The sequence below is a fragment of the Ruegeria pomeroyi DSS-3 genome (assembly GCF_000011965.2).
GTDB lineage: Bacteria > Pseudomonadota > Alphaproteobacteria > Rhodobacterales > Rhodobacteraceae > Ruegeria_B > Ruegeria_B pomeroyi.
In genome coordinates this window covers 1,549,072-1,573,603 of the sequence record NC_003911.12, presented here as the reverse complement: position 1 = coordinate 1,573,603, position 24,532 = coordinate 1,549,072, and the positions used below count along the sequence as shown (strand labels likewise).

Sequence of the window (24,532 nt, the reverse complement as noted above, 5' to 3'; positions counted from 1 at the left end):
CCGCGCGCCCCTCAATCCAGCTGGCGCTGCGCCAGTTTCATCCCCTCGACCAGTTCCGCCGAGGGGAACAGCACCACTCGCGCGCCGGGTTCCAGCCCCGACAGGATCTCGGCCTCGCGCCCGTTGTTGCGCCCGGCCTCGACCTCGCGCAGCGCCGCGCGCCCCTCCTCGACCGCAAACACCGCCCAGGCGTCGCCATGGCGGAACAGCGCCGCCGAGGGCACGATCAGCGCATCCTCGCGCTCCCAGACCACGATCTGCACCTCGACCCTGTAGCCATGGCCCAGGTTCTCGCGCTTGTCGCTGGGCGTCTCGAACTGGATGATGACCTGCACCCGCTGTTCCTCGACCCCCAGGGCGGAATGTTTGGTATAGCCATAGGGGTCGATCCGGCTGACGATACCGACCAGATCGCGCGCGCCGCCCCAATTGGTGATGATCACCCGATCCCCGGTCTGCACCTGCACCGCGTCCGAGGAGAGCAGCTCGGCCATCACCTCCAGATCGCCCTCGATATCGCCGATTTCCAGGATCGGGGCACCGGCCGGCAGGGTGGTCTCGCTCTTCTGGATCACCTTCAGGATGGTGCCGTCGATGGGCGCGCGCAGCGGAATGCTGTAACCTTCGGGATTGCGCTCGGAAAGCACGGCGCCCAGCGCCGCGTCGTCAAAGCCGATCAGCTGCGCGCGGGCATTGGCCAGCTCTGCCTCGCGCATGGCGATGGCGGCGCTCACCGTGTCCAGATTGGCGCGCGCCACCCGCGCCTCCTGCTCTGCCCGTTGCAGGGTGACCTGGCTGGTCACGCCGCGCTCGACCAGCTTGCCGGCGCGGTCCAGCTCGCTTTCGGCAAAGTCGCGTTTGGCCTCGGCCGCGTTCAGGTCGGCATGGGCCAGACGCAGCGCCGCCTCGGCGGCGGTGACGGCGGCATGGGCCTGTTCGCGGGTGCGCACATCCAGCGCCGAGGGGTTTGCGGGGCGCATCTGCGCCACCACGGTCTTGCCCCGCTCGACCACTTCGCCCGGCTCGACCGTGACGCGCTGCAACTCTCCGGCCACCGGAGAGGAGACCACATAGGGTTCCTTGACCCGGGTGCGCCCCTCTTCGTCGATGGTGAGCACCATGCGGCCCTGCACGACCTCGGCCATGTCCACCAGCATCGGGCGCGGCCAGAAGGCATAGGCCAGAAAGCCGGCCACGCCCAGCGCGGTAACAAGGGTCAGAAAGCTGCGGGATCGTCTCTGTTGCCGGGCCAATGTCGTCACTCTCTGTTTTTCAGCGCCAGGATCAGGTCGGTCCTGTCGATATCGCGTTTCACCAGCCAGCCCGACAGCAGCGCCGCGATCAGCACCACGATCATCGCCTGACCGAACCCGACCAGTCCGAAACTGGCCGGAATCTGATAAAGGTCGGTGCTGAACCCCGCCGAAACCGCAAGGTTCAGCCAATAGCCGCCCAGCGCCCCCAGGGGCATCGCCAGCACCACCACCACCGCCAGCTCTCCCAGCAGGACAAAGGCGACCTCGCCCCGGGTAAAGCCAAGCACCCGCAACCCCGCCAGATCGCGCTCGCGCTCGGCCTGGGCGACCCGGGCGGCGTTGTAGATCACCCCGAATGTAATCACCCCGGCCACCAGCGCCATGACATAGCGCATGGCGCCGGCGCCCCGGTCCAGCACCTCGCGCAGCGCGGCGCGGGTCTCGGATTTCAGGGCCACGCCCGCCACCATGGGCCGATCCTTGAGGATGCGGTAGACACTGTCACCCTGTGCCGGATCGACCCGCAGGAAGGCGCCCGAGATCCGCTGCGGCTCCTTCAGCAGGCGATTGAGCGCGCCGATCTCCATATAGGCGGGCGAGCCGATCAGGCTTTCCGAAATGCCGCTGACGGGGACCTCGACAAGAGGGCGACGGCCCTCGCGCACATCCAGAACCAGACGGTCGCCCGCCGCGATATCCAGTTCGCGCGCCAGACCTGTGGACAGGATGATGCCGTCGCGGCGGATCGGGATATCAGTCATGTCCGCATCGACCGCGCGGTACAGGCGCGGCGCCTCGATCATGCCGTTGACCGCGCCGCGATAGCTGTGACGCCCGTTGCGCAGCACCGCGCTGACCACCCGGATCGGCTCCACCTCGATGACGCCGGGAATGGCGGCCAGATCATGCCGGCCCTGCTCGGCGATCGGGTGGATGAAGGTGACGGTGACATCGCTGCGGTCAAGGATGCCAAAGCTCAGCTCGACCATGGTGTCATAGCTGGCCAGCAGCGAGGCCATCGCCGCGCCCAGCGCGGTGGCCGCCCCGACCCCGGCAATCGCCCCGCCCATGCGGACCGGCTGGCGCACCAGCCGGCGCAGCACCATGCGCGTGGGTTGATCGACCACCCGGCCCAGCCAGCCCGCCAGCGGGCGGGCGCGGCTGTAATCGGCGGGCGCCGCCGGGCGCATCGCCACCGCCGGGGTCAGGGCAAAGACCCGCCGCAACACCAGCAGCCCACCGCCCGAGGCAGCCAGAACGCTGACCCCGAAACCGGTTGCGAAACTGGACGGGTCAAGCCGGAACACCAGAAAGGGAAACTTGTAATAGAGCATGTAGAGATCGACCATCCAGCGCCCCGCCAGAATGCCCAGCACCCCGCCCAGGGCCGCGCCCCCCACCGCGATCACCAGCACCATCTTGAGGTAATGCGCCCCCACTTCCCAGCTGGTATAGCCAAAGGCCTTCATCAGCCCGATCTCCTTGCGCTCGGCATCCACCAAGCGCGAGATCACGATGTAGAGCAGGAAGGCCGCCACCGCCATGAAGACCGGCGGCACCGTCGCAGAGGTGCGTTTGAGGCCCGCGATCTCCTCGACCACGAACTTGTTCGAGGGCAGATCGTCCAGCGCATAGGCGCCGGTGCCGCCATAGCGGTCCAGCAGCCGGTCCAGTTCGGCCATCACCGCGTCGGGCTGGGTCCCGCGCGACAGTGACAGCAGCGCCTCGTTAAAGGCGCCATCCATGTCGAACGCCGCCTCCAGCGCGGTCCGGGTCATCCACAGAACGGCAAATCGGCTGTCATCGGGCACCAGCTCGCCCGGCGCGGTGGTATAGATGAACTCGGGAGAGACGGCGAGGCCCGAGATGGTGAACTCGTGTCGCGCCCCGTTCATGGTGGCGCTGATCCGGTCGCCCGGGCTCAGGTCATGCGCGCGGGCAAAGCTTTGCAACAGAAGGATTTCATCGGGACGTTCACGCGACAGGCCGCGCCCGTCGGTCAGCAGCACATCGTTCAGCCGGGGCGCGCCAAGCCCCGGCAGCGAGGTGACCTGTGCCCGCACCGGAACCACCGCGCCGGGCAGATCGACCAGCGCGGCGCCCACCACCCGGGTTTCGACCGCGGCGACGCCGGCGATCTTGCGCAGCTCGGCGGCGGCAAGGACCGGCGCCCGGGTGACCGGGGCAAAGACCTCGGCCAGCCGATAGCGTTCGTAATAGGCACGCCGGGTCTCGTCGAGGCTGCGCACCAGACCTGTCTGCATGACCTGAAGCAGCACCCCCACCGCCACCACCAGGGCGATGGCGACGGCCTGGCCCTTGATCCGCCACAGATCGCGGCCGAGTTTGAGGCTCAGCGCTGACATCGCCCGCCTACCATTCGATCTGCTCCGGGGTCAGCTTGGTCTCGTTCACCTTGACCTCGATCACCTGCCCGTCGCCGAACCGGATCACCCGGTCGGCCATGGCCGCCTGCGACGCCGCATGGGTGACCACCAGCACGGTGGCGCCCAGGCGTTCGTTCACCTCCTTGAGCACTTGCAGCACCGCGCGCCCCGTGGTGCTGTCCAGCGCGCCCGTGGGTTCGTCGCAGAACAGCACATCGGGCTGTTTGGCCACCGCGCGGGCAATTGCCACCCGCTGCTGTTCCCCGCCCGAGAGCTGGGCGGGAAAATGCCCGGCCCGCTCGGCCAGCCCCACCAGCGCCAGCGCGGTATCGGCATCCATCGGATCGCGGGCGATCTCGGTCACCAGCTCGACATTCTCGCGCGCGGTCAGGCTGGGCATCAGGTTGTAGAACTGAAAGACAAAGCCCACATGGTCGCGCCGGTATCGGGTCAGTTCGCTGTCCGACATCGTGGTCAGTTCGCGATCACGAAACAGCGCGGTTCCTTCGCTGGCCCTGTCGAGCCCTCCGATAATGTTGAGAAGCGTCGATTTCCCGCTGCCCGAGGCCCCGAGCAGGACCACGAACTCGCCCGCCGGAATGTCCAGATCGACACCCCGCAGGGCATGAACGGCGGTCTCTCCGTGGCCGTAAATCTTCTTTAGATTTCGAATGGTATACGTGTTCTCGGTCAAGACCGCACCTTTCCACTCTGCCCGGGTCTTTCGCCTGATCCGCGACACTCCCCTGTTCGAACTCAATCTAGGGCGGCACACCCGGTCTCAGCAAGGCAGGCGGGCCGGCTTCGGCCCGAGGGCGGCGATACACCGCACATGCCGATCTGCGCGCCGATGGGCCGCCGGGGCGAGCGCATGTACCAAAAGCCGTTTGTCACCCAAGGATATGCAGGCGAGGAATAGCCAGTGGGGGTATTCAGCTGCCTTTGGCGCGGTCTGTATCGAACAGCCACAGCCGGTCCTGCCCCCAAAACGCCCTGTCCTCGACGCGAAAGCTGGGAACGCCCCAAAGGCCGAGTGCGCTCAGGGCGTTGCGGTTGTCTTCCACCTCCGCGCGCCAGGCGTCGCTCTGAAGCCGGGGCCTGGCCCGATCCCAGTCAAGGCCGGCCCGTTCGACGATCCGCGCCAGACCGCGGTCGGTCCGGGCATCGATCCCCTCTGCCCAGACCCCGCGCAGAAAGCTTGAGGCATAATCGTCAAGCCGCCCGGCCTCGCGCGCATATCCGATCAAGGCATAGCCGCGCTCGACCGCCAGCCCCAGCGGGTCGCAGATACGGCCAAAGGGAAGGCCCAGCCGCCGCGCCTCGCGGGCGGCATCATGGATGATGTAGAGCCGTTTCGCCCTGGGCACCGGCAGGCCGCGCATGACCATCGGCAGAACCGGGCGAAAGCGGAATTCGGCCCCACGGGCCCGGGCAAGGTCGCGGGCGCGGTCAAAGGCAAGATAGGAATACGGGCTGCGAAAGGAGATGAAGGCCTCGATCACTTCCCCCCGGTGATGGGCGGGCTGCGGGTCGGGGTCGGGTGGTGAGAAGATAAGGTCCGTGGGCGCACCGGGCCTGGCGGCACCAAGCGCGCGCAATCTGGTCTCGAGGTAATGCAGCCTGTCGAGACCCCAGTACCATTCGCCGCCATAACAGAAGGTTGCGCCAAGATAGTGCCCCTGTTGCGCAAGCCGGGCATCGCCCTGCGCCATCGCCTCGGCCGGGTCGGTCTCGGGCGCGGTGGGAAACGCGGCGCCCTGCCACACCGCGTTGGAGAGCGCAACGGCTGTCTGCGCGAAATCGGGTTGCGTCAGCGATGCGGCCAACTGAGCGCGGGCCCTGGCCAGCCGTTCGGCGGTGGGGGGCACAGGTGTCGCCGGAAAGGAAAGCCCCGCCCTTTGCGCCAGCCGCGCGGCATCCGCCCGTGCATAGGCGTCCAGCCCGGCCCGGTCGGGCGCGGCCCAGTCCGGCGGCCCGGATATCAGGTGCGGGCGCAGCGCGATGTCGTAGCGTTCCTGAAAACGGTGCAGCACCTGCGCCGTCAGGTGACAGTAAGGGTCGGCCATGTCATGGAAATAATCCACGACATGCCCCGCCCCCCGGCGGGCGCGGCGGCGTTCGAACGCGGCGCGCCTTTGCATCTGGCGCCGTTCGCCGACGATATGCGCGATGATGCGCGACTTGACCAGGCTATCAAAGGACATCTGATTTCCAATACCGGGACGGCTCAAAGCCCAAGACAGAAAGGTCGCATGACAGGTGATGGCCCTGTCCGGTTGATATCGGGCGCGGCCCATTCATGTCGTTGTCACCCTGTTTAATGCTCGGATAAGCTTTGATGAACAAAGCCGCCTGGCCATTTCGCGGCCTGCCCTCGCCAAGGTCAAATCAATTCCGCACCATCTGCTTGTGTCCTATGCAGGTGGCATGACAGGCAAGGCCCGCACGGCGGGATTTCAACCGGGGGTGAAACGGCCGGTTCTGACTAGAGGCTCAAGACCGACCTCAATTGCGCAACCGATACCTCGTCTGCAGGTTTCTCCAGCACCACCTTGCCCGCATCAAGCCCCAGATACCCGGTTGAAATGCGCGCCAGAAAGCCAAGGTTCTGTTCGCATAACAGCACTGCCGCCCCCGCCGCCGCACGCTCCTCAAGGCAGTCCGCCATCAGCTCGATGTTTTCGGGCTGGACGCCCTCGGAGGGTTCATCGAGAACGAGAATGCTGGTGTCTTCGATCATCGTGCGGACAAAGGCCAGGATCTTGCGCTCGCCCCCCGACATGGTGCCCGCCGGCTGGTCCAGCCGCTCCGCCAGCCTGGGAAAGCGCTCGAAATAGCGCTCAGGCGTGTCCCGGTTGGTGCCCAGGTTCAGGTTCTCTCTGACGGTCAGATCGTCGAACACCATCGAAGTCTGTGGCATATAGCCGATCCCCATCGCTCTTCTAACATGTGCCGGGCGGGCAGCGACGGAATGCCCCGATATCCGAATGTCTCCGCTGACGGCGAGCAGGCTTCCCTGTACCAGCCGGGCGAGCGTGGTCTTGCCCACACCGTTCCTGCCGAAGACACCCAGAACGCTGCCCGCGTCGATCCGGGCGGAGAGTCCGAACAGGACATTGGTATCGCGATACCCGCCGGTCAGGGCGTCGATTTCAAGCAATGCGCTCATTTCGTGCCTCCGGCATAAACGGCCTGAACCTCTGGGTTGCGGCGGACCTGTTCGAACGTATCGAACGCCAGAACCTGCCCCAGATGCATCACCAGCACCTTGTCAGAGATCGCCTCGACGATACTCATGTCGTGCTCGATCACGATCACCAGCCCGCCCGTTTCGGCCTGATAGTGTCGTACCAGATCGGTCATCAGCGCCGTTTCATCCGGCGACAGACCCGCACAGGGTTCGTCCAGCAGCAAGACCTGCGGTTCCGCCGCGATCGTCATGGCATATTCCAGAAACTGGCGGTGGCCCTGTGGCAGGTGGTCGACCGGTTCGACAAGCTCTTCCTTCAACGGTACCGAGGGATGGTCAAGCAGGTCTGACAGCGACCGTGAGCGCCAGCGATAGGTCGAGGGGCGCAGCAGATCGAGCAGCCGCGACCGGTTCGCCATCATCGCAATCGCAAGGTTTTCCGACACGCTCATCGAGAAGAACACCGAAGGCACCTGCAACTTGCGGCCAATTCCGCTGTGCAGGGCCTTGTAGGGCGGGCGGGAGTCGATCTTGCGCCTGCCGAACGTAATGCGGCCACCGGTTATGCGCAGATTGCCGGTGATGGTGTTCAGCGTGCTGGTCTTGCCCGCGCCGTTGGGGCCGATGATGCTGACGATCCCGGTGGCGGGGGTCTGGAAAGACACGCCATTCAGGATCCGGACGACGCCGATTTGCAGATGAACATCGTCAAAGCGCAAGGGGCCCGCCGCGTCGACCGCCTTGGTGGGCGGGGCGGCAATGACCTTGGAGGGGGCACCGGGTTTCGTGGCGCGCACGCGCCGGTATCCGGCCTCCAGCAGTTCCGCGATCCCGCCGGGCGCCTTCAACACGACAAGGATGAAGGCCACCGCCATCAGAAGTTCCCAATAGGGGAAACTGTCGCGCAGCTCGGCCGAGGCCCAGCCGACCAGCACCGCCCCGATCAGGGGACCAAGCACGTGATAGCGCCCGCCCACGGCAGTTAGGATCACCAGCTCTGCCGACAGGCCAAATCCCATCGAAGTCGGGGTCACGATCCCCTGATGCGAAGGCAAACAGCCCCCCCCCGCCAGCGCCGCGATGACGGCAGAAAAGGCAAAGGCCGCCCCCTTGATGATATGAGTGGGAAAGCCAAGCAATTGCAGGCGCGGCTCGTTATCCGCCACCGCCCTGGCGATCAGGTTGACCGGCAGCCTGTTCAACACAAAAAGCAGCAGGCTGACCGCAACCGTGACCCCGACGATGACGTAGTAGAAACCGGCAAACGGGTCGAGCTTGCCGAGGCTGTCGAAACCGCTCAGCCCGTTGAAACCGCCGGTCAGGGTGGTCGCCGTGCCCGCGATCTGTTCGGCGATCATCACCAGCGCCAGCGTGATCAGCGAGAAGTAGGGCCCGCTGTCATTACGCCCCCGAAAGATCAGGGCGGCCAGGGCGCAGGCAAACACGGCAATCGCGACCAGTACGGCAACGGCAAGCGCCAGCTCCGTGATCAGGCCGGTTTCGGCGCGCAGGGTGATGGCGGTGACATAAGCCGCAAAGCCGAAGAACAGCGCCTGCCCCAGCGGCAAAACCCCGGTCTTGCCCCAGAGAAAGCCGATGCCCTGAGCCGCGATGCCATAGATCAGGTAAAGGCCGATCTGATAGGCCGTGAAATCCCCGAACAGCTCGGGGATCAGAAGCAGCGCCGCCAGAAGCAGGCTAACGGGAAGAAGAACGGATGCCATCGGGCTTCACCCAGAGAAAGAGGATCGAGAGAGTGAGAACTGCCAGATAGCCATAGGTCTGGTTGGCGACTGCTCCGAGGACGGATTGCGTTCCCGCGATGATGCCCGCGCCGATGCCCAGCCCCTCGAGGCTGCCAAGGCCGCCGACGACAAGGGCAAAGAACGACCGGATCAGGTAATCGAGCCCCATCATCGGTTCGATGCGGATGGTTGGTGCCAGAACCAGCCCGGCCAACCCGGCGGTGCAGCAGCCAAAGACGAAAGCGCCGGCGGACAATCGGGCGGTGTCGATACCGACGGCTTCGGCCAGCTCGGGGTTGCCGACCATCGCCTTGATCCGGACCGCAACGCGGGACCGGGTGCTCCACCAGTAAAGGGCCGCGAATCCCAAGACGATGCCGACGATCACGGCGATGCGATAGGCGGGATAATCGGCCCCGAACAGGCGGAGCGTGCCGCCGATTGGCGGGCTGACCGATTGATAGCCGCGCCCAAAGATCAGCTCGACCGTTTCACGCAGCAGAATGGCAATGCCCCAGGTGGCCAGAAGGCTGTCGAACATCCGGCCATAAAGGTGGCGGATGATCGCACGCTCGAGCACGAAGGCAACCAGCCCGACGCTCAGAAGACAAACGGGAAGCTGCCACCACCCAGACAGGCCCAGCGACGATGTGATGACCGGGGCATAGGCCCCGATCATCACGAATTCGCCATGCGCCATGTTCATGATCCGCAACTTGCCGAACACGATGGCAAGCCCCAGGGCCACCAGCGCCAGGGTGCTGATCTGCCAGGCGAGGTTCAGAAACAGAACGGATGACATGGCCGGGCGATCAGTTCGTGCAGGCTTCGGAGGAGGCTACGCTGTCAAACGCGGCAACGACCTCGAAGGCGCCACCGCTGCCATCGGCAAGATAGATCGTCTGCGCCATATGGCGACCGGTCAGGACATTGGCGCCCCGTGGCGAGGTCCAGCTGGTGCCCTCGGCAGCGGCATCCATGGCCGCAACATCCAGGCTTCCGGCCTTGTTGGCCAGCGCTGCAAGCAGCATCAGCCCCTCATAGGCCGATTGACCAAGACCGTTCAGCGCGGCCCCGTCCCCCCCAAAGGCAGCTGCGTAATCGGCCGCGAAAGACGCCGCCGCCTCGGTCTTGATCGAGGCGAAATAGCCCGAGGAGGAATACAACCTGTCGGCATTCTCCGCCCCGATCCCGGCCAGGGTGTTTTCCTCGATCAGCGTGCCCAGGCGGATCGCCTGATCATCCAGGCCAAAGCCGGCAAAGCTGACGTTGAAGCCGACCGAGCCGCCGCCCACAAGCGTGATCAGAACCGCATCGGCGCCGCTCTCCCGGATACGTTGCAGCGAGGAGTCGAACTCGCTGACCGTGAACGGCACGTATTCTTCGCCAACGACCTCGCCGCCCGCCTCGGCGATATATCCCTTGGCCAGGGCATTGGTATCACGGGGCCAGTTATAGTCATGGCCGATCAGATACCATTTCGACACGCCCTCTTTCCCGGCAAGATAGGGGATCACCGGCGCAAGCTGCTGGCTTGGCGTCTCGCCGGTGACATAAAGGCCGGGCGCACAGGAGTTGCCCTCGTAGACAGGTGTATAGACATAGGGAACCTGCCCGTTGAAACGCCCGATCAGCGCCTCGCGCACCGCCGAGTCATGCATGCCGACAAAGGCCTGAGCGCCCTGCCCCTTCCACAGGCGCAATGCGGCCTGGGCCGCTTCGGCGGGCGGTACACCGACATCCGCAAAGACCAGCTCGATCTGTTCGCCGTTGATGCCGCCACCGGCATTGATCGCCTCGGCGGCCAACAGGGCCGAGTTGCGGGTGGATGGCCCGAACAGGCCCGCCGGGCCGGACTCCGGCAGCAGCACCCCGACCTTGATATCGGCAACGGCGGATGCCGTGCCCAGAACCAGCGCCACAGCGGCGCCCGCCAAGAGTTTCGCTTTCATTTTGAACATCATTCTTCTCCCTTTGTTGAGTGCGGCGTCTATTGCGCCATTGCCTTTTCCGCGGCGCTGGCCAGGGCCAGCAGGGACCCGTCGGCGCCCGGCAGGGCATCGAACTCGATGCCGACCGGAAGACCCGAGGACAGCTGGCAGGGAAGCGAGATACCGGGTGCCCCGATATTCGGTGCCAGATCGGTGTTGCGGATATAGGTTGGAAACGTGGGCACACGTGCCCCGTTCAGCTCGACCGTTTCGTCGTCGCCAATCGGGCGCGCGGTCAGCGGCGTGGTCGGAAACACGATCGCGTCCAGCGCGTTTTCACCAAAAACCGACCTGTAAATGCGAAGCATCGCCGGGCGGTGAACCTCCATCGCCTCGCGATAGGCCTGTTCGGGGATGGCATCCTCGCCAAGTTGACTGGCGATGAAGCCTTTGACGTCCGGGGAACCGATCCCCGCGACCAGCGCCTCGAAGCTGACCTCTGGCGCGTGTTCCTGAAGGTAGTGCGGCAGGTCGCGCACAACCTCGTACAGGCCGACCGGGATGCTGAATGCCTCGGCATGGGCCCAGATGTCCTGCAAGGAAACCTCGACGATCGTGGCCCCCGCGGCCTCGAGCCTGGTCAGGGCGTCGGCGGTGGCCCTTTCGACAGCGGGATCCAGGTTTTCAAAGAACCGGACTGTCGGCAGCCCCAGGCGCACCCCCGCCAGGTCATCGCGCCGAAGCGTCGGGTGACCGGTCATCACCTCGTCAAGCAACGAGATATCCGCGACACATCGTGCAAACGAGCCGACGGTGTCGAGCGTATGCGAGATCGGCACCACCCCGTCGCGGGGGTATCTGCCCGTGCTGGGCCGGAAGCCCACGGTGCCGCACAGCGCCGCCGGAATGCGGCAGGACCCGCCCGTGTCGGTCCCCAGGCCCAGGGGGAAAATCCCCGCGGCGATGGCGGCGGCGGTGCCCCCCGAAGACCCGCCCGGGATCAGCGCGGGGTCATGCGGATTGCGGACCGCCCCGGTCACCGCGTTGTTGGACGTGATGCCGAAGGCCAGTTCGTGCATACCGGCCTTGGCCCCGATGACCCCGCCCGCCGCGGTGATCCGCCTGACGACGCCGGCATCTGTCGCGGGCTTATGACCCAGCAGCGCCCCGGTCCCGGCGGACGTCGGATGGGTCGTGGTGTTGATGTTGTCCTTGGCCACGACCGGCAGCCCGGAAAGCGCCCCCAGTCGGTGCGCCGCATGAGCCTGGCGTACCGCCTGTATCAGGTCACCGGCATCGAAACTCTGCAGCGCGTTCAGGCCCGCATGCCGCGCGGCCCGATCCGCCAGAGCTTCGGCATATGCGACCGGTGAGAGCGATCCCTCGCGGATCGCGGCGACGGTTTCGGTTGCGCTCAAACGCGCCAAATCCAGCGTCATTCCTGCCTCCCTCATGACTGGAGAGCAGGATAGGATTTCGCGAGATCAGTTTCCTATCATCACAAATGATGATTTTTCTCGGCCAGGAACTGGGCCAGCTGGCTGCGCCGGTTAAGCCCGGATTTGCGGAAGATCGACGCGATATGCGACCGCAGCGTCGGCTTGGAAAAGCCGAGCTTGGTGCAGATTTCTTCGTCGGTAAGGCCGGTCACCAACAGATCCGATACCTCGGCTTCGCGAGAGGTGAACCCCAGATCATCGGCAATCTGGGCAAAGCGGAGAGAGGGAACCTGTTCCTTGGCGCTCCGCGCCCGGATCAGGGCATTGACCAGGCTGGGCCCGACCGCATCGACAAACTGGGCATCCCTGGGCGTGAAATCCTCGCGATGTGCACCGCGCCAAATGCGAAGATCGCCGATGTTGTCGCCCCGGTCATAGGCAAAGTAATTCATCCCGTAGCACAGGCCGTCCTGTTTCAGGAAATCGTTGAAGAATTCGGTCTTGACCAGGCGGTCGTGGCGCATCACCTCGCTTACAGGCGTCGCCTTCTTTCGCCTTTGCAGGGTCGGTGTGATCGGGTCGTGAAACTGGAAATAGCTTTCGTATCGTCGCAGGTTGTCATCCGTCATGTTGATCTGGACACACGAGACGAATTGCTGGGCATCGCTGTCCCAGACGTAAGAGGCAAAGTAATCCGCCTTGAGAAGATCGAGCAGCTTCTGACCCACGCGCCGACGGACCTCGGAATGGTCGAACTCTCCACTCAGGTCCCGCATGATCGAAAAGATCAGGTCAGCTTCTTCATCCGTCAGGTTCACGCTCTGCGATCCGATCTATGGCCACCCCCATTGTTTCAACAACTCGGCGCGTCGGCAAGGGAGGCATGACTGCCTGCAATCCGGTCCGGCGCTGCGGACCGGTGTTGCGCGGTTGCTGTGCGCGACACCGATGGCAGCTTGGCGTGATGCCTGGTCGGGCTCATCGACGGATAAACCCTGCACCGGCGCCGCCAAAACCAATGCCCCTAAGAAGCGCGGCGCGACTTCCCCGCGCGCCCACGCAACACAAAGCCGGCGGCCAAGGCCGCAACGCCGATCGCAGACAGCACGATCACCGGCCAGTTTCCTGACGGCAGATTGGCCGCGCACACCCCGCAAAGGCCCCAAATGATTGCCACCGGATAGGCCCATTCGGCTGGCCTGCGGAACTGGACCCAGAGTGCAACCAGCATAACCAAGGCCAGCATTGTCAACGCCGCCGATTGAGCTGTCATCACGCCATAGCCGCTCAGCACAACGCCCGTGCCAACCCCGCTCGCCACCGTCAGCCACCCCGCGTAGAGCGCCACCGGACGGACCTGCCAGACGCGGGCATCGTCCCCGGCGCGCAGCATGGCGACGATGGCGCCTGCCGCCATGGCAAAGATCATGACAGTCGCCAGGATCGGCGCCGCATTCGCCGCCGCAATCCAGAAAATGCCAAGACAAAGGCTCACCAACAGTGGGATGCGCATCTGCTGCCAGTCGGGGTCATGGGGCGCCCGGAACCATCCCCAAAGCGCGCCCGCGAGCAGCCAGAGGTAGATCACGCCCCAGATGCCGAAGGCCCAGCCGGCGGGTTGAACCGGCCAGAAATCGATAACCACGGGGAACTGCTCGGGCCTGAAACCCGCAAACTCTTGGGTCAGGAACGGGGACAGCGCAAAGGCCGCCGTTGCCAGGGCAACGGCAATCGCCAGCAAGGGACGTTTTCTTGTCATGCGGGCGGCTCCTTTGGGTTTGAACGATCCGGGTTCAGGGTTGTGCATCAGGGTCCGGGCGCATGGTGGCGATCAGCTCGGCGACCTTGATGCCGAACTTGCGCATCTCGGATTTGTTCATGATCACGCCATTCTCGGTCAGATACAGCCAGTCGGTCACCGACAGGCTGTGACCTCCGGCATCTTCGGGCAGCACGATCTTGTACTCCATCTTGATGGTAGACCCGGAAACGGTGCCGCGCGCCTCGCCGATGATGTCATCGGCCGTGGCGGTGAAACTGTTGCCCTCCCCCTGTTTCAGGAACCACTTGCGGCTTTGCCGTTTGCCATTGGAATAGGTGAATTCCTCGCTCAGCGTTCCGGTATCGCCCTCCCATTCGCCCACCATCCTGGCGACGAAACTGTTGGTCATCTTGCCCGTCGGCCCATAGATCAGCCCCTCGGACAGGATCGGGCCCGACAGGTGCGTCTTCAGGACAAAGGCAGGGCCGGTGCCCGCATAGTCCTCGGGGCTTTGCGCGCGAAAGCTCAGGAACATGGCTTTGGCGAATATGACCAAAAGCACCAGCAGCGAGAGGATGGTCAGAAGTTTCATGTGGATCGACCCTCGGAGGGGAGCGCAAGGACAAGGGCAATTGCGCCAAGTTTCAGGATGCAGGGAATGACGGCGTAAGAGATGTTCAGGCTGGTCAGTGCCTGGGCGCTGTTCAGCGCGCCGGGGGTGAACCCGTTGCGTTCAAGCAAGGGCAGGACAAGGAAGGCGGCCAGCGCAAGGCCAAGCTTGCCCGCAAAGGACCAGATCCCGAAGGCAAGCGAGGGTTCCAGCCCGGCCCGGTTCAACGCGACCGAGAACATGGCGGGCAAGATCACCATATCCGCCCCCAGCGCCGCGCCCGAGGCGATGCACACAAGGGCGAAACCGACCAGATTTCCGGGGGCCAGAAACGCCGCGCCAACAAAGCCGAGGATGGCCAGTGGCATTGCGATCAGAAGTGTGGCCTTGGGTCCGGCGCGATGGCTCAACCCTGTCCACAGCGGCAGGCTCAGACCGGCGCTGAGAAAGAACAGGATCAACAGCGGACCCGCCTTGCCCGGCAATTGAAGCCGATCCTCGACGAAGAACAGAAACAGGGTGGATGTTATGGCAACCGGCAGGCTGTTGACCAATGCCAGCACCAAAAGCCGCATCGCGCCGGATCGAGCGAGACCAGCAAGTGACAAGGGATGGCCCGGAACCGGATGGCGCTGCCAGATAGGCAGCGATATGGCGGCACAGACCAGCGCGAGCGCGCCAAGAAACAGCCCGAAGGCCGGATAGCCCTGCGCGCCTGCACCCATGGCAACAAAGAGCGTTGGCACGATGGACGCGACCACGACCCCAGCAAGCATCCCGCCTTCGCGGTAGGCCGCCATCGTCATCACGTCACGCGGCGCCGGGGTCGCGGCAAGGGTTGCGCTGCGGGCATAAAGAAGGATCATCCCCAGGCTGTAGGAGGAAAAGAGCAGCACAAGGATCGCGATGACCCGGGCTTCCACCTGCGGACCGGCGCTGAGCGAAAACAGCAGCGGAAAGCCGGTTGCCAGCCCAAGCGCTGCGGTGATTGCAAACGTGGTTTGCGCCCGTGGCCAGCGGTCGATGGCCCAGCCGATCAACGGATCCTGCACTAGATCGACCAGCCGGATCAGCAAAAGGATGGCCCCGACCGTGCCCAGCCCGATCCCCAGATTCAACGAGGCGAAGCGCGGCAGGTGAATGTACAGCGGTATGCCCGCCGCCGCCAGCATCAAGGCATAGAGACTGACGCGCGGGTACAGCATCACTCGCCTTTCAGCTTGTGGGTAAAGGATTTCGAGCGGGTGCTTTCGCCCAGAAAGATACCCATGAAGCGGGATTTGATCTGCGGATGCGCAAGCGTGCAGGTTTTCCTGCCATTCAGCCAGAATGCGATCCTGTTCGGCCCCTTGGACACCGCTGTGTAGCGGTCTCCCTTGCGCACGTCGCTGAAGCAGGTTTCAAGCTGCTCACGCACAGGCAGTGACGAGCCCAGTCGCGCGAACTCGCGCAGGGTGCCCTCGACCAGATCACGCTGCGTGAGGGTGCGCAGATACCGCAGTTCGAGCCCGAAATCCTCGTTCCAGTCCAGCGGCGCGCCGGACCGGGTGTACAGCCGCGCCTCGTAAAGCGGCAAGCCCACGAAACGGAAGGTCGCAGCGCCGCGCAACTCGGCATCCGGCAGCACGCCGCCCACCGTGTTGGCCTGTGCGCCGACCGAGGTCAGGAGCACCCAGAGAAGCGCGATGCTGCTACGCATGGGCCAGTTCCACCTGAACGACGTTGGTGTGACCCACAGCAAAGGAGGCCGCGCAGATTTCGAGGTAGTACTGCCAGTTGCGCAAAAAGCTCTCGCTATGCCCCATCTCGGCAATCCGGCGCTTCTGCGCGCTCAGACGCTCGGCCCATATCCGGCAGGTCCGGGCATAGTCCTGACCAAAGGCAAAGCTGTCGCACAGTGCAAACCCGGCATCGCCGGCCTGCTTCGCGATCACGCTGTCCGACAGCAACATGCCGCCGGGAAAGACATATTGGCGGATATAGTCGGAGGTGGTCTTGTAGGTTTCAAAAAAGCTGTCCTTGACGGTGATCGCCTGCAACAGCACGCGCCCCCCTTCGGCAAGGTTGCGTTTGAGGGTTGCGAAATAGCTGGGCCAGTACCGCGCGCCAACGGCCTCGATCATCTCGATCGAGACGATGTTGTCGTATGTCCCGGTGATGTCGCGATAATCCCGCAGCTGAATATCGGCCCGCCCATCAAGGCGGCACTCCGCATAGCTGTGCTGATTGCGGGAGATCGTGACACCCGTCACATCCCAGCCTTCCTGGCTGGCCTGTTCGGCGAAACCACCCCAGCCACAGCCGATCTCGAGAACGCGCTCGCCTTGCGAGAGCCGGGAAAGGGCGCGGTTGTTCTTGCGGGTCTGCGCACGCGCAAGGTCGGTGTCGCCAGTTTCGAACAGGCCCGACGAATAGGTCATGCCGTCATCCAGCCAAAGCCCGTAGAACTCGTTGCCGACGTCATAATGAGAGCGGATGTTCCGGCGCGATCCGCGGCGCGAGTTTGCGCGCATCACGGTATCGACCAGACGGAACTTGGCCTTGTGGAACGGGCTGGCCTGATCATAGGCGCCAAGGTGGTCGCGATTGTTCATCGCCAGGGTCATCAAACCTTCGATGGATGGCGTATCCCACATTCCCTGAACATAGGTCTCGCCCAGCCCGACCTGCCCATGCGCGGCCATGGCCGACACGGCGGCCCAATCGCGGATGACCATTTCCGCCTCGGGACCGCGGGTACCGAACCGATAGCGCTCGCCCTCGGGCGTGCGCAGGGTCAGTTGCCCCTCATGCAGACGCTCGCATGTCGACAGGAAATTCGACTTCAGGGCTTTGTTCGTGAAACGCATGGTCCATTCCTTTGAGTTGCTGCGTATTGGTAAGGGCGCGCACGATGCGCATGGCGCTGGCGATGCCATCCTCGTGGAATCCGTGCCGGTTCCACGCGCCGGCGAACCATGTGTGGTTCTGGCCCTGCATCTGGCGGATATCCTGCTGGGCCTTCAGCGCGGCCTTGTCGAACACCGGGTGGTGAAACTGGACCTCGTCATAGACCGCCTCGCTGTGGATGGGCTTGGACGGGTTCAGGGTGACGAAGAGTGGATCGCTTTCCGGGATGCCCTGAAGCTTGTTCATCCAATAGGTGACGCCGATATCGCCATCTTGCGACCGGTAGGACCAGCTTGACCAGCAGGCCCTGCGACGCGGCATCTGCCCGGTGTCGCAATGAAGAACCGCCTTGTTGGCCTGGTAGCGGATACTGCCAAGCGCGCTTGCCTCCGCCTTGGTGGCGTTTGCGCCGAGGATCTTCAGGGTCTGGTCCGAATGACAGGCCAGGATCAGCTCGTCAAAGGTGGCACGCTGCGCATCGCCTGTCTGGATATGAACGCCAAAATCGTCTCGCTGCACCTGTTCGACAGGCATGTTGGTGCGAAGCGTGCATCCACGCGCGACCAGGGCAGCCTCGAGCCTGCGGACATATTCGATGCTGCCACCCTTGACGGTCCACCACTGATGCTCGCCCGAGCCTGCCAACAGCGCATGGTTGCGAAAGAACTGCACCAGCGATTTCGCCGGGAACCGGTCCACCTCGGCCACGGGCGTCGACCAGATCGCGCCGCACATCGGCATCAGATAGTTGTTGCGAAACCACGATCCCAACCCCAGCTCGTCGACCAGCTCACCGATGGTCTTGTCGTCATCCCGGGCGGCCGCTTCGGCACGTTTTCCAAACCGAAGGATGTCGGCGATCATCTTGAAATACTGCGGGCGCAGCAGATTGCCCTTTTGGGCCAGGATGGCGGTCAGGGTATTCAGGCCATATTCCAGCTGCCCGTCGTTGATACTGGCGCCAAAGCTCATTTCGCTTTTGATCACCGGCACGTCGAGATCGCGAAACAGCCGGGTCAGATAGGGGTAGGTGACGTAGTTGAAGACGATGAAACCCGTGTCGACCGGCTGATCGCCGTTCTTTCCTGCCAGCACCGTGCGCGCGTGCCCGCCCAGACGCGGGGCCGCTTCGAACAGGGTGACGTCGTGAAACGGTGCCAGGTAATACGCGGCGGAAAGGCCCGAAATGCCGCCCCCGACGATGGCGATCCGTTTGCGGGGGCCTTGGGTTTGATCGTACATGCTGTCCTCGCCTCAGGAATGGTATGAGGCGATTACGTAAGGCCTTGGCAGCCGGATCATTTTTGTTTCGAGGAACATTTGTTCAAAGTGATCCGATCCCCGCGCGCGCGCGTAGACCCATCATGATGCTGGAACATATTCAGGCCCGAACCCATCACGCGCGCCGTGGCGCGCTTCGAAACTCGTTCACATATGGCGTGGATTACGTGCTGACGGATCTTGGCCCCGCCGGGCCCCTGCTGATCTCGCGCAATCGCTTTAACCTGTGGTCCCTTTGGGATCACCGCCACGGCGGCGCGCGCGATAACGGGCACGGCGTGCACTGGTTCCGGTCACTGCTGCAAGAGCGCGGATTGGCGACGGAAAATGCCCAGCTCCTGCTGCTGACGCAACCCAGTTTCCTGTGGTTCCATTTCAACCCGGTCAGCTTCTGGATCGCCCTCGTTGACGGTACGCCGCGCGCCTTCGTGGCCGAGGTCAACAGCACCTTCGGGCAGCGCCATTGCTATTTCTGCGCCCGTGACGGGTTTGCGCCGATCCGCAAGAGCGACACCTTGATCGCCGAAAAGCTCATGCATGTTTCGCCCTTCCAGAGAATCGCGGGTCACTATGCGTTCAATTTTGGCATGACCGACACGCAGATCGACATTCGTATTTCGTTCGAGAACGGCGATCACGGGGTATTGGCGACCTTGTCGGGCGAGCGCCGCCCCGCAACCAGTGCGTCATTGGCATGGGCCGCGATCCGCCGGCCCCTGGGGGCGGCCAGAGTTCTGGCGTTGATCCATTGGCAGGCAGCGATCCTTTATCTGAAGCGCGCGCCGTTTCTGAAGAAGCAGCACCCGCCAGAGCATCTTGTCAGCGACGGGTATGATTTGCGCGGTACCAAAGAATGACGCAGTTTTCCGGCAAAACCTTTTGGCTGATCGGCGCCAGCGAAGGCCTGGGGCGCGCTTTGGCGAAACGCCTGGATGGCGAAGGTGCGCGCGTGATCCTGTCCGCGCGCAACGGGGACCGGCTTGAACAGCTGCGTGACGAGTTGCAAAACGCCCTGGTGGTCCCGCTGGACGTTACCGACACAGCCGCCGTGCAAAAGGCCGCGGCCTCGGTCGGCCCGCTCGATGGCGTGATCTACAACGCCGGCGCCTATGAGCCGATGCGTGCCACCGATTGGGACAGCGATGCGGCGCTCAGGATGAGTGACGTCAATTTCACCGGCGCGCTGCGTGTGCTTGGCGAGGTTGTGCCGGGCTTTGTCAGACAGGGGCGCGGAGATATCACGCTGGTCGGGTCTCTGGCCGGGTATCGCGGGCTGCCCGCAGCCATCGGCTACGGGGCCAGCAAGGCGGCGCTTGTCAGCCTGGCCGAAACCATGCGCTTTGACCTCAAAGGCACCGGTATCACCGTGCGTCTGGTCAACCCCGGTTTCATCAAGACCCGCCTGACCGCCAAGAACAGCTTTCGCATGCCGATGCTGATGACGCCCGAGACCGCCGCCGAGCATGTGCTGAAAGCGATGCGAAAACGCCGGTTTCGCACGGATTTCCCGGCCCCGTTTTCCTGGGCGATACGCTGCATGGACTACCTGCCCGACATCCTCGTTTATCGCGGCAGGTAACGGCGTCGGCGCATCCGCACCCGATCGCGAAGCGGCAGGTTCCGATGATACCCCGTGCGGGTTCGCAACCCGGCCATCTGACACAGAAAACCAACCACCACCCACCCGGTGCTTGTCCTGGTGTTGCGACCTGGGTCGATCAGATCCGGAACAGCGGCTGCAGAAGCCTTGGCATCAGCGCGTTGAAGCGCAATCGCGCATCCGTTGCGGCAAGACAGATACAGGCATCGCCCTGATCGGCAACCGGTGTGTGTTCCAGCGTTTCGTCGGCAATTTCTATGTCGCCCACGCCAAAATGGCCGGTGGCGTCGCTGAAGCTGCCTTGCAGGACAAGCGTCATCTCCAGCCCGTTGTGGCTGTGGTCCGGAACGGCCTGACCCGGCGGGATGTAAAGCAGCCTGACAGAGCCATGGGCATCCGCCGACAGGATATCCTGACGCACGCCCATGCCCAGTTTCTTCCACTTGGGCGCCCGGCGCTGCATGGCCTCGATCACCGGACCCGGGTAGATTCCGCTGCGCTCATAGACAGGTTCGGGCGTAAACGGATCGTCCAGCCGCGCAAGAATGCTGTCCTTGAGCGAGGAAGACACCGCCACGGCATCAGCGGTTTCCAATACGGCCCCGCCAACAGCCTGATGCGCCTCTAGCGCCACACGGCACTGCGCGCACAGCGACACATGGCTGGCCACGGCAACCGCAAACGCATAGGGAAGCGTTCCTGCCGCATAGGCCGCCAACATGGCGTCGGGGACGTGATGGTTTATGGCACTCATTGCTTGAGGTCCTTCAACTCGTATCTCAAACGTTCCAGCCCCAGCCGGATACGTGACTTGATGGTTCCCAGCGGCAGACCGGTCTGGGCGCTGATCTCCTGGTGCGTCAGCTCGCCCAAATAGGCCTTCTCGATGATCTCGCGCTGTTCCGGTTTCAGATTGGCGAGAGCTTGTTTCAGCTGTCCGGCCTCTTGTTCAAGGCCAAGTATCTGGCTGGCGTCCGGTTCCGTGCCCGGCTCTTCTTTCAGCTCTTCCGGCATCGGCCGGTTTTCCTTGCGGGCAATGTCGATCTGACGATTGCGCGCGATCTGATAGATCCAGGCCGAGACCTGCGCACGGTGCGGATCGAACATCGCCGCCTTGCGCCAAATGGTCAGCATCACGTCCTGAACGATTTCCTCGGCCTGATGGGCCGGTGTTCCCGACCGAATGACGAACCCCTTCAGCCGCGGCGCGAAATGGTCGAACAATGCCGCAAAGGCCAGACGATCGCGGTTGTCCCGAACGGCCAGCATCCACCTGGTCTGCTGCGAAAAGTCGGTCTTGCTTTGCGACACAGGCTCTCTTTCGTGGCGAGACATGACGCGTAGGCGTTTCGCGCCGCTCGGGCTATCTAGGGTCTGTGTCAACATAGCCCCATTACGCGGGCCCGTGAAACATGGATCACTTTTTTACGGAAAGTTTTCGCGGGGCCTGCGGATGTATCGTTTCAGGGGGGCGATGCGTATCTCGCGTTTGCGCCTAGCGAAGAAACGAGTCATTTGGGCGAGGGTCTTGCGCCTCTTCCGGGCAAGGTCTGTAGCGGCTTCACACACGGGCCGCGAAATCCTGCTGCCTTGGCCACCCTGCCGTGGGCGTCAGGTTGCATCCCCACCCGGAAAGCGGCCCGGTTCCGCGCGAAGACGCGTGCGATAGGCCGCGATTTCGGCGCCGTGGAGGCGGGTAAGGTCGATATCGTCCCATCCGTTCAGCAGCTTGGTCCGCCAGACCTCATCCAACTGGAACGGAACCGACACGCCCTCGATACGCAGCAGCCCGGAGGCGAGATCGGCCACACCGTTCCCCGCGCCTGAGGACAGGGTCTTGGCCAACAGGTCCGCATCCGCCTCACTCACGCGGGCCGGAAGCAGGCCGTTGTTGACCGCGTTGCCGGCAAAGATATCGCCGAAACTGGGCGCCACAACCACGCGTATCCCTGCATCGACAAGGGCATAAACCGCCGCTTCGCGCGAGGAGCCGCTGCCGAAATTGCGCCCTGTCACCAGAATGCAGGCGTCCGGATGGGCATTGAGCGGGAACTCCGGGTCAAGCGCGCCTTCGGACATGCGCCGCACGTCGTGCAGCAGGAACCGGCCATAACCCTCGGCGCGCGGTGTCGACATGAACCGCGCCGGGATCAGCTGATCGGTGTCGATATTGGCCATCGCCAGCAGTACCGCCCTGCCCCGCTGTTCGCGCCACCCCGCCATCAGAGCGCCCTCCCCTGCAACATGGGTCGAACGTCGCACAGCGTGCCGGTCACCGCCGCCGCCGCCACCATGGCAGGCGACATCAGATGTGTGCGCGCGCCCTTGCCCTGACGGCCGCGAAAGTTGCGGTTGGTCGAGGAGGCGCATCGCTTGCCCGCCGCGACCAGATCGCCGTTCATGCCCACGCACATGGAACAGCCCGACGCGACCCAGTCGAGCCCTGCCTCGGTGAACACGCGGTCCAGCCCCTCCTGCTCGGCCTGCGCCTTGACCCGGGCCGAACCGGGCGACACCAGCCCCGGCACGCGTGCCTTGCGCCCGGCCAGAACAGCGGCGGCGGCGCGCAAATCCTCGATCCGGCCATTGGTGCAGGAGCCGATGAACACCTGATCAACCGGCGTGCCCGCCAACGGGCGGCCCGGCACCAGCCCCATGTAGTCTAGCGCGGCGCGGGCGGCCTGCGCCTTGGCGGGCTGCAATGTGTCGGGGATGGGTACGGACGCATCAATGGGCAGGGCCTGTTCGGGGCTGGTGCCCCAGGTCACGATGGGCGCGATCTCTTCGGTCGACAGGGCGACATCGCGGTCGAACCGGGCATCGGCATCGCTGGCCAGGGCCTGCCAGTTGTCCAACGCCTTGTGCCAGTCCCCGCCCCGCGGTGCGTGCGGCCGGTCACGTAGATAGGCAAAGCTCACCTCGTCCGGGGCCACCATGCCCATGCGCCCGCCCCCTTCGATGGTCAGGTTGCACAGGGTCATCCGACCCTCCATCGACAGGCTACGAATGGCGCTGCCCGCATATTCCACCGCATGGCCCTGTGCCCCGTCGGCGCCGAGCCGCGCGATCCAGTTGAGCGCGATATCCTTGGCCGACACACCCGCTGGCAACGTGCCATCGACGGTGATCCGCATCGCGCGCGGCTTGCGCTGCCAGATGGTCTGGGTTGCCAGCACATGCGCCACCTCGGTCGCGCCGATGCCAAAGGCGAGCGCGCCGAATGCCCCATGGGTCGAGGTATGGCTGTCGCCGCAGGTGATCAGCAGGCCGGGCAGGGTCAGCCCCTGCTCGGGCCCGACCACATGCACGATCCCCTGATCGGGGTCATCCAGATCAAACAGGCGCACCCCATGCCGGACGGCATTGCCGCGCAGGGTCTCGATCATGCGGGCAATCGCCGGATCGGCGATCGGCCCCGCCCGGCGCGTGGGCGCATAGTGATCGACCACCGCAAATGTCAGGCCGGGTTCGGCCACCGGCAAGCCCCTCTCGGCCAGCCGCGCAAAGGCGTGGTGCGATCCCTCGTGCACCAGATGCCGGTCGACCCAAAGGAGCGCGCTGCCGTCCTCGCGGCGCAGCACCTCATGGGTCGACCACCAGCCTGTCCAGCAAGGTCAGCGGCGCGCTCATCGGGGCGTATCCTTGAGCGGGGTGATGGCCGGTTCCCAATGGCGGCCCTCGCCATTTTCGACCCGCGCCAGGCTCATGTCGAGGCGGAACATGTCGGGCCGGTAAAGCCCTTTCAGAAACTCGACCCCACGCCCCCCGGCGTCGCGCATGACCCGGTCCAGCGACAGCAAGGCCGCGCCTTCGGGCAAGCCCAGCGCCAAGGCTACCTCGGGGCCTGCAAGGGTGGCTGAAACCGACTGCCGCGCATCGGCGATCTGCACTCCGTTGCGCTCCAGCAGCACATGCAGCGGCTCGCGCGACAGGTCCTCGTCCGAGATGCCCGCCGCGATGCGCGACGGCACATAGGTGGTCAGATGCGAATAGGCCGTTCCACCGATGCTGCGGGTTCGCTGTGCGATCTGCACCGCTTCGCCCGGCCCCAGGCTCAGCGCGCGCGCCACATGCTCGGGGGCCTGATCCATGCGACTGGACAACAGCCGCACCTCGGTGCTGCGCCCGATTTCCACCAGTTGCGGCAGCAGGGTCGAGAAATCCATCGTCACCGGCTGTGGCGCGGCGGGACGGGGCCGCACCCGGGTGCCGCTGCCCGCACGCCGCGACAGGAACCCGTTTTCCGTCAGCGCATCCAGCGCCCGGCGCACGGTGACACGGGAGACGCCGTAATCCTCGGCCAGCTGTTCCTCGCCCGGCAGTTTCCGGCTCGGCTCCAGCCGCCCGGCGGAAATCTGTTCCAGCAAGGACAGGTAGACGCGGCGCGATTTCGCGCCCGCGGGCATCCGCGCCCCGCCCCCCGTCTGCATCCCCGGCTCTGT

General features: G+C 64.5%; 22 protein-coding genes and 1 pseudogene. 2 read left to right on the top strand and 21 right to left on the bottom strand.

Going from position 1 to position 24,532, the window contains the following annotated elements; translation table 11 throughout:
- Positions 1–11 precede the first annotated feature (11 nt).
- The 16 genes from SPO_RS07625 to SPO_RS07550 all read right to left on the bottom strand — a co-directional run bounded on the left by SPO_RS07625 (position 12) and on the right by SPO_RS07550 (position 18,451).
- Positions 12–1,262 (bottom strand): efflux RND transporter periplasmic adaptor subunit, encoded by a 1,251-nt coding sequence (locus SPO_RS07625; RefSeq protein ID WP_011047234.1) that lies wholly within the window; start codon positions 1,260–1,262, stop codon positions 12–14.
- A complete protein-coding gene (locus tag SPO_RS07620; RefSeq protein ID WP_011047233.1) occupies positions 1,259–3,622 on the bottom strand; it encodes an ABC transporter permease in 2,364 nt (787 codons plus the stop codon). Before SPO_RS07620 ends, SPO_RS07625 begins: the two co-directional genes overlap by 4 nt.
- 7 nt (positions 3,623–3,629) lie before the next feature.
- Positions 3,630–4,337, bottom strand: a complete 708-nt coding sequence (locus SPO_RS07615) for an ABC transporter ATP-binding protein (protein ID WP_011047232.1) — start codon at positions 4,335–4,337, stop codon at positions 3,630–3,632.
- Positions 4,338–4,575: 238 nt separating this feature from the next.
- The gene (locus SPO_RS07610) at positions 4,576–5,847 is read right to left on the bottom strand and encodes a 2-hydroxychromene-2-carboxylate isomerase (protein WP_044028097.1); all 1,272 of its coding nucleotides are present in this window, start codon (positions 5,845–5,847) and stop codon (positions 4,576–4,578) included.
- A 281-nt stretch (positions 5,848–6,128) separates the two neighbouring features.
- Positions 6,129–6,812 carry an ATP-binding cassette domain-containing protein gene (locus SPO_RS07605; protein ID WP_011047230.1) on the bottom strand — a complete coding sequence of 228 codons (684 nt, stop codon included), beginning with the start codon at positions 6,810–6,812 and terminating at the stop codon, positions 6,129–6,131.
- Positions 6,809–8,557, bottom strand: coding sequence for a branched-chain amino acid ABC transporter ATP-binding protein/permease (locus SPO_RS07600; protein ID WP_011047229.1), 1,749 nt, complete (start codon positions 8,555–8,557; stop codon positions 6,809–6,811). Before SPO_RS07600 ends, SPO_RS07605 begins: the two co-directional genes overlap by 4 nt.
- The gene (locus SPO_RS07595; protein ID WP_011047228.1) at positions 8,532–9,380 is read right to left on the bottom strand and encodes a branched-chain amino acid ABC transporter permease; all 849 of its coding nucleotides are present in this window, start codon (positions 9,378–9,380) and stop codon (positions 8,532–8,534) included. The genes SPO_RS07600 and SPO_RS07595 overlap by 26 nt, the downstream gene beginning before the upstream one ends.
- Positions 9,381–9,390: 10 nt before the next feature.
- Positions 9,391–10,539 carry a substrate-binding domain-containing protein gene (locus tag SPO_RS07590; RefSeq protein WP_202807077.1) on the bottom strand — a complete coding sequence of 383 codons (1,149 nt, stop codon included), beginning with the start codon at positions 10,537–10,539 and terminating at the stop codon, positions 9,391–9,393.
- A 29-nt stretch (positions 10,540–10,568) separates the two neighbouring features.
- Entirely contained in the window at positions 10,569–11,948 is a 1,380-nt protein-coding gene (gene iaaH, locus SPO_RS07585) for an indoleacetamide hydrolase (protein WP_011047226.1), read from the bottom strand.
- 59 nt (positions 11,949–12,007) lie between these two features.
- Positions 12,008–12,766: a helix-turn-helix transcriptional regulator gene (locus SPO_RS07580; protein WP_051420334.1), complete on the bottom strand. Its 759-nt coding sequence runs from the start codon at positions 12,764–12,766 to the stop codon at positions 12,008–12,010.
- Positions 12,767–12,972: 206 nt separating this feature from the next.
- On the bottom strand, positions 12,973–13,689 hold the full coding sequence (locus SPO_RS07575; RefSeq protein WP_322786982.1) for a hypothetical protein: 717 nt from the start codon (positions 13,687–13,689) through the stop codon (positions 12,973–12,975).
- Positions 13,690–13,741: 52 nt separating this feature from the next.
- Entirely contained in the window at positions 13,742–14,302 is a 561-nt protein-coding gene (locus tag SPO_RS07570) for a DUF3833 domain-containing protein (RefSeq protein ID WP_011047223.1), read from the bottom strand.
- Complete coding sequence (locus SPO_RS07565; RefSeq protein ID WP_044028096.1) at positions 14,299–15,525, bottom strand: MFS transporter; 1,227 nt, start codon at positions 15,523–15,525, stop codon at positions 14,299–14,301. Before SPO_RS07565 ends, SPO_RS07570 begins: the two co-directional genes overlap by 4 nt.
- Positions 15,525–16,019, bottom strand: a complete 495-nt coding sequence (locus SPO_RS07560) for a hypothetical protein (RefSeq protein WP_011047221.1) — start codon at positions 16,017–16,019, stop codon at positions 15,525–15,527. The genes SPO_RS07565 and SPO_RS07560 overlap by 1 nt, the downstream gene beginning before the upstream one ends.
- Positions 16,012–17,169 (bottom strand): SAM-dependent methyltransferase, encoded by a 1,158-nt coding sequence (locus SPO_RS07555; RefSeq protein ID WP_011047220.1) that lies wholly within the window; start codon positions 17,167–17,169, stop codon positions 16,012–16,014. The genes SPO_RS07560 and SPO_RS07555 overlap by 8 nt, the downstream gene beginning before the upstream one ends.
- A complete protein-coding gene (locus SPO_RS07550) occupies positions 17,108–18,451 on the bottom strand; it encodes an NAD(P)/FAD-dependent oxidoreductase (RefSeq protein WP_011047219.1) in 1,344 nt (447 codons plus the stop codon). The genes SPO_RS07555 and SPO_RS07550 overlap by 62 nt, the downstream gene beginning before the upstream one ends.
- Positions 18,452–18,576: 125 nt before the next feature.
- On the opposite strand from SPO_RS07550, the gene SPO_RS07545 reads away from it, so the two are divergent.
- Positions 18,577–19,347, top strand: a complete 771-nt coding sequence (locus SPO_RS07545) for a DUF1365 domain-containing protein (protein WP_044029146.1) — start codon at positions 18,577–18,579, stop codon at positions 19,345–19,347.
- Positions 19,344–20,069 (top strand): SDR family NAD(P)-dependent oxidoreductase, encoded by a 726-nt coding sequence (locus SPO_RS07540; protein ID WP_011047217.1) that lies wholly within the window; start codon positions 19,344–19,346, stop codon positions 20,067–20,069. The genes SPO_RS07545 and SPO_RS07540 overlap by 4 nt, the downstream gene beginning before the upstream one ends.
- A gap of 139 nt (positions 20,070–20,208) precedes the next feature.
- Here the strand turns inward: SPO_RS07540 and SPO_RS07535 are convergent, their stop codons facing one another.
- The 5 genes and pseudogenes from SPO_RS07535 to SPO_RS07515 all read right to left on the bottom strand — a co-directional run bounded on the left by SPO_RS07535 (position 20,209) and on the right by SPO_RS07515 (position 24,496).
- Positions 20,209–20,844 carry a ChrR family anti-sigma-E factor gene (locus tag SPO_RS07535; protein ID WP_011047216.1) on the bottom strand — a complete coding sequence of 212 codons (636 nt, stop codon included), beginning with the start codon at positions 20,842–20,844 and terminating at the stop codon, positions 20,209–20,211.
- A complete protein-coding gene (locus SPO_RS07530; protein ID WP_230981783.1) occupies positions 20,841–21,425 on the bottom strand; it encodes a sigma-70 family RNA polymerase sigma factor in 585 nt (194 codons plus the stop codon). The genes SPO_RS07535 and SPO_RS07530 overlap by 4 nt, the downstream gene beginning before the upstream one ends.
- 276 nt (positions 21,426–21,701) lie before the next feature.
- On the bottom strand, positions 21,702–22,313 hold the full coding sequence (gene leuD / locus SPO_RS07525; RefSeq protein ID WP_011047214.1) for a 3-isopropylmalate dehydratase small subunit: 612 nt from the start codon (positions 22,311–22,313) through the stop codon (positions 21,702–21,704).
- A pseudogene (gene leuC, locus SPO_RS07520) lies at positions 22,313–23,720 on the bottom strand (3-isopropylmalate dehydratase large subunit). Before leuC ends, leuD begins: the two are co-directional and overlap by 1 nt.
- Positions 23,717–24,496, bottom strand: coding sequence for a GntR family transcriptional regulator (locus tag SPO_RS07515; protein ID WP_011047212.1), 780 nt, complete (start codon positions 24,494–24,496; stop codon positions 23,717–23,719). Before SPO_RS07515 ends, leuC begins: the two are co-directional and overlap by 4 nt.
- Between the last annotated feature and the right edge of the window lie 36 nt (positions 24,497–24,532).

Bases quoted from the DNA above. Each gene is read 5' to 3' on its own strand.
- SPO_RS07545 (WP_044029146.1), top strand. From the start codon at position 18,577: ATGCTGGAACATATTCAGGCCCGAACCCATCACGCGCGCCGTGGCGCG.
- SPO_RS07570 (WP_011047223.1), bottom strand. From the start codon at position 14,302: ATGAAACTTCTGACCATCCTCTCGCTGCTGGTGCTTTTGGTCATATTC.
- iaaH (WP_011047226.1), bottom strand. From the start codon at position 11,948: ATGACGCTGGATTTGGCGCGTTTGAGCGCAACCGAAACCGTCGCCGCG.
- SPO_RS07600 (WP_011047229.1), bottom strand. From the start codon at position 8,557: ATGGCATCCGTTCTTCTTCCCGTTAGCCTGCTTCTGGCGGCGCTGCTT.
- SPO_RS07610 (WP_044028097.1), bottom strand. From the start codon at position 5,847: ATGTCCTTTGATAGCCTGGTCAAGTCGCGCATCATCGCGCATATCGTC.
- SPO_RS07515 (WP_011047212.1), bottom strand. From the start codon at position 24,496: ATGCCCGCGGGCGCGAAATCGCGCCGCGTCTACCTGTCCTTGCTGGAA.
- SPO_RS07590 (WP_202807077.1), bottom strand. From the start codon at position 10,539: ATGTTCAAAATGAAAGCGAAACTCTTGGCGGGCGCCGCTGTGGCGCTG.
- SPO_RS07555 (WP_011047220.1), bottom strand. From the start codon at position 17,169: ATGCGTTTCACGAACAAAGCCCTGAAGTCGAATTTCCTGTCGACATGC.
- SPO_RS07620 (WP_011047233.1), bottom strand. From the start codon at position 3,622: ATGTCAGCGCTGAGCCTCAAACTCGGCCGCGATCTGTGGCGGATCAAG.
- SPO_RS07535 (WP_011047216.1), bottom strand. From the start codon at position 20,844: ATGAGTGCCATAAACCATCACGTCCCCGACGCCATGTTGGCGGCCTAT.
- SPO_RS07540 (WP_011047217.1), top strand. From the start codon at position 19,344: ATGACGCAGTTTTCCGGCAAAACCTTTTGGCTGATCGGCGCCAGCGAA.
- SPO_RS07595 (WP_011047228.1), bottom strand. From the start codon at position 9,380: ATGTCATCCGTTCTGTTTCTGAACCTCGCCTGGCAGATCAGCACCCTG.
- leuD (WP_011047214.1), bottom strand. From the start codon at position 22,313: ATGGCGGGGTGGCGCGAACAGCGGGGCAGGGCGGTACTGCTGGCGATG.
- SPO_RS07560 (WP_011047221.1), bottom strand. From the start codon at position 16,019: ATGCGTAGCAGCATCGCGCTTCTCTGGGTGCTCCTGACCTCGGTCGGC.
- SPO_RS07550 (WP_011047219.1), bottom strand. From the start codon at position 18,451: ATGTACGATCAAACCCAAGGCCCCCGCAAACGGATCGCCATCGTCGGG.
- SPO_RS07605 (WP_011047230.1), bottom strand. From the start codon at position 6,812: ATGAGCGCATTGCTTGAAATCGACGCCCTGACCGGCGGGTATCGCGAT.
- SPO_RS07565 (WP_044028096.1), bottom strand. From the start codon at position 15,525: ATGCTGTACCCGCGCGTCAGTCTCTATGCCTTGATGCTGGCGGCGGCG.
- SPO_RS07530 (WP_230981783.1), bottom strand. From the start codon at position 21,425: ATGTCTCGCCACGAAAGAGAGCCTGTGTCGCAAAGCAAGACCGACTTT.